The organism is Methanobrevibacter sp. (assembly GCF_045611865.1).
Classification (GTDB): Archaea; Methanobacteriota; Methanobacteria; order Methanobacteriales; family Methanobacteriaceae; genus Methanocatella.
In genome coordinates this window covers 22606-30854 of the sequence record NZ_JAZKXX010000020.1, presented here as the reverse complement: position 1 = coordinate 30854, position 8249 = coordinate 22606, and the positions used below count along the sequence as shown (strand labels likewise).

At 31.6% G+C, this 8249-nt stretch carries 9 protein-coding genes; 8 read left to right on the top strand and 1 reads right to left on the bottom strand.

Features of this window, described 5'->3' with window-relative positions; translation table 11 throughout:
* Nucleotides 1-718: 718 nt before the first annotated feature.
* From ACKI32_RS02180 to ACKI32_RS02145, 8 genes are all read left to right on the top strand, one after another.
* Nucleotides 719-937 (top strand): hypothetical protein, encoded by a 219-nt coding sequence (locus ACKI32_RS02180; RefSeq protein WP_407413039.1) that lies wholly within the window; start codon nucleotides 719-721, stop codon nucleotides 935-937.
* A gap of 125 nt (nucleotides 938-1062) precedes the next feature.
* Nucleotides 1063-1230: a hypothetical protein gene (locus ACKI32_RS02175; RefSeq protein WP_407413038.1), complete on the top strand. Its 168-nt coding sequence runs from the start codon at nucleotides 1063-1065 to the stop codon at nucleotides 1228-1230.
* Nucleotides 1231-1420: 190 nt separating this feature from the next.
* Nucleotides 1421-1867, top strand: coding sequence for a type II secretion system F family protein (locus ACKI32_RS02170; RefSeq protein WP_407413037.1), 447 nt, complete (start codon nucleotides 1421-1423; stop codon nucleotides 1865-1867).
* A 64-nt stretch (nucleotides 1868-1931) separates the two neighbouring features.
* Nucleotides 1932-3215 carry an ATP-binding protein gene (locus ACKI32_RS02165; protein ID WP_407413036.1) on the top strand — a complete coding sequence of 428 codons (1284 nt, stop codon included), beginning with the start codon at nucleotides 1932-1934 and terminating at the stop codon, nucleotides 3213-3215.
* A 352-nt stretch (nucleotides 3216-3567) separates the two neighbouring features.
* Entirely contained in the window at nucleotides 3568-4134 is a 567-nt protein-coding gene (locus ACKI32_RS02160; RefSeq protein WP_407413035.1) for a transglutaminase family protein, read from the top strand.
* 127 nt (nucleotides 4135-4261) lie between these two features.
* Nucleotides 4262-5188: a type II secretion system F family protein gene (locus tag ACKI32_RS02155; RefSeq protein ID WP_407413034.1), complete on the top strand. Its 927-nt coding sequence runs from the start codon at nucleotides 4262-4264 to the stop codon at nucleotides 5186-5188.
* Complete coding sequence (locus ACKI32_RS02150; protein WP_407413033.1) at nucleotides 5188-5370, top strand: class III signal peptide-containing protein; 183 nt, start codon at nucleotides 5188-5190, stop codon at nucleotides 5368-5370. The genes ACKI32_RS02155 and ACKI32_RS02150 overlap by 1 nt, the downstream gene beginning before the upstream one ends.
* A gap of 719 nt (nucleotides 5371-6089) precedes the next feature.
* On the top strand, nucleotides 6090-7502 hold the full coding sequence (locus ACKI32_RS02145) for a lactaldehyde dehydrogenase (protein WP_407413032.1): 1413 nt from the start codon (nucleotides 6090-6092) through the stop codon (nucleotides 7500-7502).
* A gap of 24 nt (nucleotides 7503-7526) precedes the next feature.
* Here the strand turns inward: ACKI32_RS02145 and ACKI32_RS02140 are convergent, their stop codons facing one another.
* On the bottom strand, nucleotides 7527-8249 hold the full coding sequence (locus tag ACKI32_RS02140) for a tRNA-binding protein (protein WP_407413031.1): 723 nt from the start codon (nucleotides 8247-8249) through the stop codon (nucleotides 7527-7529).

The following is an 8249-nucleotide window of genomic DNA, read 5'->3' as shown; positions in this document are numbered from 1 at the left end:
TACAGACAAACCAATCCAGAAATAATAAAGAAATTATACAAAACTAAAAAAGGAATTCTGACATTTTTAGACTTCCAAATGCAAAATTGGACACAAAAACATATAAAAATCAAATAAGCCTATAAAATTTTACAGACTCTTATTTTTACAATAATTCTTATTTCATTCAGTTATTTCGTATAATATCGAACGATTTTCATTAAAAATTTTTAAAATTAAATATATTTGCTTAAATAATAGTTTCTATTCAAATTCAATGATAAAACTTTCAAGGCCACAACTAATACAAAAGGAATAGCAAAAGTAACCATTAATCAAAAAAAGCTTAAAAGGGTAAAACTTACAAATTTAAAGTGATTTACATTAAAAACACAATAAAATCAGCGTCAAAGTAAATAAGTGAATAATTCATCTAATTTCTACAATGAGTAAAATGGTTAGTTTAGTTCAAAAATTTTCATAGAGGTTGTATATTGGAATAAATTAATTTTTAAATTGTTTTTATATTATTCAATAATAATTATGCATTTTTTTAGTTAAACAAGCACTATATATTTAATTTTGTTTTTTTTTTTTGATTGTATTGTGATATGTTAAAACTTACTATTTTTTTATATTTGTGTATAATATTCAGTGTTCATAACTATTTCACAAATAATATATGCTATTTTAAATAAAATATATATCAATTAATAAATTTATTATGGTGGAAAACGTTTTGCTAAACAAAAAATTGATGATACTAACAATCATTCTTGTTTCAGTATTGGCTGTTTCAGCGGTCAGTGCGGTAGATAATGATACAAGTGATGTTGTAAGTGTTGAAGAAAATCAGGTAATTTTAAGTGAAAATAATGATGATGGAACTTTTGATGACCTTCAAAGTGAGATAAATAATGCAACACAAGGTTCTGTTTTAAATCTAACAAGAAAGTAATAGTCAAAAAGGCAAAATCAACAATTACTGCTAAAAAGAAAGCATTCAAAAAGACCATAAAGGTCAAAAAATATACAATAACCTTAAAGTCAGGAAAAACAGCAATCAAAAAGGTTCAGGTTACTTTGAAAATCAAAGGCAAAACCTACAAGGCAAAAACCAATGCAAAAGGTAAGGCAACATTTAAAATCAAAAAATTGACCAAAAAGGGCAATCACAAAGCAGTGATAAAATACAATGGTGACAAATACTACAACAAGGTCACCAAAAAGGTTAAAATAACAATCAAGTAGGTGGCAATCTTCACTTACTAACTTTTTTTCATTTTTAACAGGGTATGGATTATTTTACTACTTATTAAATCTCATTTTTCTTGTATTTCATTATTCTATCTGGAAATTAAAGTAACTATTGCATTCACTTTGTAAAATTGCTTTTAAATGCAACCAATACTTTATATGATAAAAAATCCAATATCCTTTCATGAAATTTAAAATAATAAATGATTTATCAATATTTTTATACAATATTATACCTGAAAAGCATTTATCCAAATTGCAGGAATTTTTGATGAGGGGAGCCATTTTTACAGAGGCAAGTGAAGTTTTAGCTATGCTTATAATTTTCATTTTGCTAAGTGAAATTGCATTGGCATTGTTGCTGACAATTTTCGGTCTGCCCACATCAGTATTGATCCTGCCATTTTTTTCAATTCCGATACTTTTCACATATATTGTTGTTGTACAGGAAAGACGAGCACAGGAGATTGAAAAGTCTGCACCTGACTTTTTAAGGCAGCTTTCAAGCATGCTGCAGGTCGGACTCAGCTTCGAAAACGCAATAGAGGACATGGCCCAGTACGCTGACGGGCCGCTCTACGATGAGAGGGTACTATGGTTCTGCTCATTTCAATTTTTACAAGATGGTTAAAAAAATTTGCTACAAAATACTTAAATATATTACTACAAAATACTTAATTATTGGGGTTGTGGTTATGGATTATATTAATAGATATGTTGACAACGAATTAGAAAGATACCTTGAAGCTATTGGAGCAATATTAATTGTAGGTCCTAAATGGTGTGGAAAAACAACAACTGCAGAGCAATATGCAAAAAGTGTTTTAAAACTTCAAGATATTGATAAACAAGATGAATATAGAATGTGGTTGGATATTAAGCCCTCCAAACTGTTGGATGGTGAAAAACCAAGATTGATTGATGAATGGCAAATGGCGCCGATTTTGTGGGATGGTGTGAGAAATAGTGTAGATGAATTGCAAGGTTCAGGGTTATATATTTTAACTGGATCAACAGTTGTTGATGAATCAAAAATCATGCATTCGGGAACTGGTAGGATTCATAGATTGCTAATGAGGCCTATGAGTTTATATGAAAGTGGTGAATCAAATGGAAAAATCTCCATAGAAGAATTATTCAATAATCCTAACATGGACATTGATGGCATTGAATCTGATTTAAGTATGGATGATTTAATGTTTGCAGCATGTCGTGGAGGATGGCCTGATTCATTAAATAAAGAAAATGATGAGGATAAACTATTAATTGCTTATAACTATTTGGATAATATCTGTGAAAGTGATGTTTCAAATATCGATGGAATAAAACGAGATTCGGATAGAGTTAGAATTATTTTAAAGTCAATAGCTAGAAATATTTCTACTTTAGCTAAAAATAAGACAATAATGAATGATGTAATAGCTAATTTTGGGGATATTAGTGAACCCACTTATTATTCATATATCGATGCATTAAAAAGATTATTTGTCATTGAGGATATCGGTGCTTGGACTCCAAATATCCGATCAAAAACATCTATTCGTTCAAGCAATAAAAAAGTTTTCATAGACCCATCAATTGCAGTTGCAGCTTTAAATATGGGTCCTGAAGGTTTTAATACAATAGGGGGTTTAAAAACTTTTGGTTTCATTTTTGAGAATTTATGTATTCGTGATTTAAGTGTTTACACTTCAAAATTTGGGGGTGTTATTTCATATTATCGTGATAGATTTGATTTAGAGGTGGATTGTGTAGTTCATTTGAGGGATGGGAGATATGGATTAATTGAATTTAAATTAGGCAGTAGTGAAGAAGAAAAGGGAGCTCAAAATTTACTAAAAATAAATAATTTGATAAATAAAAAGAATTTAGAAAATGGAATGAGAAAACCTAGCTTTTTAGCAATAATTACTGGGGGAAAATTTGCATATACTCGAAAGGATGGAGTAAAAATTATTCCAATTGGTTGTTTAAGATAGTGAATGTTTTTCCATCTATGGGAATTGTCTTAATGGTGCGCCAGATTATAATGGTGTGATGAATTGTGGTTTTGATTCATCTAAGATTGGTAGTTTTTTTAAGTGCTAGAAACATATTATTGATTACAATTTGTTCCGAAATGTATTGTGATATGTAATATATGGTTTAGGTATTATCATTTGCAATACATCCGCAAATATATTATAGTTGATAATATATGTTTTGGACTGTATAATGGTTAATCAAATTTGAAGTGAAAGATATCAAATATCTGAACCAATTTTAGCCCGATGGTTGCAATTGAAATTTAAAAATAAGGGTAATTTCCCATATAGGTTTTAGGTGATGTTTATGGACAAGTATTTAACTGAAACACCAAGTATCGATTATACGAATCCTCATATTCAAGAAAAGGTTTCTGAATTAAAAAATCAGTCAACTGATGATGCTGATTATATAAAACGAAGTTATTTCTTTGTTAGAGATGAAATTCCCCATTCATGGGATATTGGGACAAATATAGTTTCAAAAACCGCCAGTGATACATTGATAAATAAAACTGGAATATGTTGGGTAAAATCATGCCTTCTTGCAGCGCTTCTACGGGCAAATGGCATTCCGTCTGGAATCAGCTATCAGCTTCTGACAATAGCAGAGGATGACAGTCAGGGTCACATTGTTCATGCTTTAAACACTGTTTTCAATGGAGATAAATGGATTAGGATTGATGCTCGTGGAAATACTGGCAATTGTGATGCGGAATTTAGTTTGGATGAAGACCGGTTGGCTTTTCAAGTTCGAGAGGAATTCGGTGAAATTGATTACGGAGACAATAATACTGATTTGGATGAAAGACTGGTAAATGCACTGGCTCAAACTGAGAATTTGTTTGAGATTAACATAGATTTTGAGTTTTAATATTGTTGCGATGAGATATTCTAAAATTAAGAAAAATAATTTTAGGTTTTAAATATTGTCTTTACCTTGTAAAATTGATTTAGAAAATAACTAACACTTTATATGCTTTGAAGTCCAATATTATTTTATGAAATTTAATATAATCAATGATTTAGCAATATTTTTGGAAAATATTATACCGGAAAAACATTTATCTAAATTGCAGGAATTTTTGCTTAGTGGGGCTATTTTTACAGAGGTAAGTAAAGGTTTAGCAATGCTCATAATTTTCATTTCAGTGGCAGAAATTGCTTTAACATTAACATTAACACTTCTAAACCTTCCTGCTTCAGTGTTAATCTTGCCTTTTTTTGTCATTCCTGGACTTTTCACATATGTCATTGTCCAGCAGGAAAAGCGAGCTCAGGAGATTGAAAAGACTGCGCCCGACTTTTTAAGGCAGCTTTCAAGCATGCTGCAGGTTGGACTCAGCTTCGAGAATGCAATGGAGGATATGTCACAGTACGGCGAAGGACCATTATACGATGAAATGAGGCGTGCGATCATAGAAATTCGTATGGGTAGAAATTTTGATGATGCATGGAGAGCCATGAGCAAACGTCTAAAGTCAAAAGAGCTTGAAAGGGTTTTTAGAATAATTTTGGATGCAAGAAAAAGTGGGTCGAGCATTGCGAATGTTATTTTGGATGTTGCAGATGATTTAAGGGAGTTATTGGCACTTAAACGTGAGAGAAAATCGGCAGTGATGATGTCGGTCATGTTTCTTTTAATTGCAGCTATCATTGCAACTCCATTTGCGATAGGTATGGTTAGTGTCTATTCAGGATTTATGCAAAGCTATGGAATGGAATCGCAGATAATTTTGACGGCGCCTTTGGCGGGTGAAATTTACCTGATAATTCATTCTGTTATTGTTGCATTTATAATTGGGATTATAATGTATGGGAATGTTAAAAAAGGAGTTAAATTTTCACTTCCTCTTGCAACAGCGTCATTTGCAATATTTTATTTTATTTCAACATTTGGTGGATCTTTACTTATGGGGGGATTTTAATGGATGACAGTGGACAAACATCAGCAGAATTCATATTGCTCTTTGGAGGAATCATGGTTGTAGTTTTACTTGCAATTTATATGTATAACAATTATTTAAGTGATTTAAGTGGTGAAATTTCTTCAAGGGAGGTTAATGAATTTAACAATGAATTATCAAATCTCAAAAGTTACTTTAAATAGTTTTTAAGTTTAATAAAGGGTTTATATCTTTATTTTTTTTAATTTTAAGGAGATATTAATTAAAAAACTGGTTTTTAACCTATTTCTTGAAGAGGAATTTTTTCTAATAAGTCATTGTTTATAGGTTAATTATTATTAAAGGGCTGAATTTTCAACAGTTTCTTAAACATGATATTGGTCAAATGCTAAAGTTCAATTTAACTCATTTTGTCAAATTTCGCTTTTTAGTATTATTTTGATGGAATATAGTATTAATTTTCAGTTTTCACATCAAATTTTGTCAATTTTGCAAAATATTTTTCATCAGGAATTCTTTCTTAAAAGACTGTTTTTATCAATTGGGTCATAATTTAAAGTTAATTTTTCACTTGGAAATTAATTGCTAATTATTGCGGATTTTAGCGGGGTCTATGTTAGTTATTGTAACGTCTTTACTTCCCAGTAACTTGTGTTTATTTTTTCATTTTCATTTTTAAAATAGAAATTTTCTTATTTTCTCAAATCACCTATAAAAATCTAAAATATTTAAAATCAATCACTAATAAAACTATAATAAATGAGTTTTGTACTCATTTTGAAAAAATGGTGATGTGAGAAAGTTACACTTGAAATACACCTTTAATTGGGGTTATTTTTCCAATCTAAAACTCCTTAAAATCAAATATGTAGGTGAATATTTATTAATTTCTAAAATCAACATTCTAAATAAGGTGATAAAAATGGATATGTTGATTAGTGGAAAGCACATTTCAAGTGATGATTTAGAGGAAGTAAAAAATCCATACAATGGTGATGTAATCGATACAATTCCAATTGCACACCTGCAAACTGCAGATTTGGCAATCCAAGAAGCAAACAATGCTAAATCAAAACTTCAAGAAATGTCTGCATTTAAAGTTTCAAACAAATTGTTTAATGTGGTGTCTAAGCTAGGAGAAAAACGTGAGGAGTTTGCCAGGTTATTGACATTGGAAGTTGGAAAGCCAATTAACGAATCTTTAGTCGAACTTGACAGATCAATCGAAACACTTAAACTAGCTGCCGAAGAGGCAAAACGAATCTATGGTGAAAGTGTGCCGTTGGATGCTGGTCTAAACGGCAAGGGATTTTTTGCATTCACTCAAAGATTACCTTTAGGTGTCGTTGCAGCAATTACACCATTCAACTATCCATTAAACTTAACAATTCACAAGATTGCACCTGCAATTGCATGCAAAAACACAGTAATCGTAAAACCGCCAACAGAAGCACCTCTAACCGTAATGAAATTCTGTGAACTACTAAATGAGGAATTTCCGGATGGGGTGGTAAACACAGTAACAGGATATGGTTCCGAGGTTGGAGATTATCTTGTAACATCACCTGATGTTGATAAAATTTCATTTACTGGTAGTGTAACAACAGGAATGATGATATCTCAAAAGGCAGGAATGAAAAAGGTCACATTGGAACTTGGTGGAAACGATCCGATGATTGTATTAAAAGATGCTGATTTGGATAAGGCAGTTAAAGGTGTTATTAATGGAGCTTTTCTAAATGCGGGCCAGGTCTGCATGGGTGTTAAAAGGATTATTGTTGAAGAGGAAATTGCCAGTGAATTTAGTGAAAAGCTGGTTTTGGAAACTGAAAAATTGGTCATGGGTAATCCATTAGATAAAAAAACAACATTGGGTACATTGATAAGTGAAAAGGCAGCAATCCAAGTTGAAGAAACAGTAAACAATGCAGTTGGTGAGGGTGCTAAAATCTTGACTGGTGGTAAACGTGATGGTGCATTTTACGAGGCAACAGTAATAGATAATGTGGTTCCTTCAATGGATTTGGTTGTAAGGGAAACATTTGGACCAGTGGCACCGATAATTCATGTAAATGGCATTGATGAAGCCATTGAAGTGGCAAATGATACAGAATATGGCCTTCAAGCTGGAGTATTTACATCAGATTATTCATCAGCAATGCAGTGTGCCAGTGAAATTGAAGCTGGAACAGTGTTTATAAACAAACAATCTACTTTTAGAACAGATAATATGCCGTTTGGCGGCTTTAAGAATAGTGGTGTTGGAAAAGAAGGAATAAAATATGCCGTAAATGAGATGACCAAAACAAAATTGATTGGTTTAAATTTAAGGTAAAAAAATAAGAAATAAGCATTAAGCTTATTTTAAGTAGTTTTCAACTAGATTACGTGTTTCGTTTAGAGATTCCATTGGGATTCCTTTTGGCATTTGGCCAAGTTCTCCATCAACATCTTTAAGGATACTTCCGTTCATTCCTAAAAACATTCCTTCACTCACGATGTCACTGAATGATTGCGGTGGAAGTAGGGATACTCCTACTTTATTGTCATCTTTAACGTTTAAATCATTGGTTACAACTGTAATTGCACGTTTTCCTAAGTTCACGTTACAGATTGAAAGTTTATCGTTTTTAGGATGTTTGGTCACGCTCATCACTTCTCCAACTTTAATGTCGACACCCATAATAGGGTCGTTGATTGGTCCTAAAGCGAGCCTATCTTTTAGGCCTATTATTGTATCTAGGAAAAACCTTACCTTTGCAATGTTTTCTTGGGTTTTTTCCCTGTCTTCTTTTGGGGCATTGTTTAGGAATTTTTTATTCCAGTCATCTCCGCCCAAACATTCAACGATTTTTAAAGCCTTCTCTTTAAGCGCTTCAACATCTGGAGAGTTTACCAATTCATCTCCTTCAAGATAAGAATAAATTAATGATTGAAAATCACTGTTCATTTGTTTTCCCAAATCGACTGCTTGTTTTTTATTCCAACTTCCTCTAAAAGAAGCTGTTGGAATGAGATTTAAGTAGTTTTCTCTTGCTTTACTTGCTACTAAAATTCTATAATCTTTTGTTGTATCCCACAT